The 296-nt window shown below is 47.0% G+C and carries 1 protein-coding gene; it reads right to left on the bottom strand.

Annotation, left to right across the window (positions count from 1 at the left end; all coding sequences use genetic code 11):
• Positions 1–296: hypothetical protein (locus ACFILW_RS10430; protein ID WP_375685802.1), on the bottom strand; the 296-nt coding region annotated here is incomplete at both ends.

Below are 296 nucleotides of genomic sequence, written 5' to 3'. Positions count from 1 at the left end.
GTGAACGTAAATAAAACAGTGGGACGTATCGAACACTAGTCGGTAGTGGTGGCTAAGAATCTCAGCCTCATCTGTCGGGTCGCCGTAACTAAAGATTGGTGAAATCGAGTTTTCAAACATGATATGGTTACCGCCCATGTCTTTGAACCGGTCTAAACGGCGAAAGGCAGCCTGTTGAGCATCCTCAACGGTTGGGTACTGTTGGATAAAGAGTGGGGTTTCCTTGGCATAGGAACCATGAACTAAGCATTGGACGTCTAGGTCAGTGGCTAGGTGGATCAGTTTTTCGGTTGATT

Origin of the sequence: Bartonella sp. TT110JLCBS, from assembly GCF_042193405.1 — a bacterium.
In the GTDB taxonomy this organism is placed as follows: Bacteria; Pseudomonadota; Alphaproteobacteria; order Rhizobiales; family Rhizobiaceae; genus Bartonella.
This window is presented reverse-complemented; position numbering and strand designations above follow the sequence as displayed.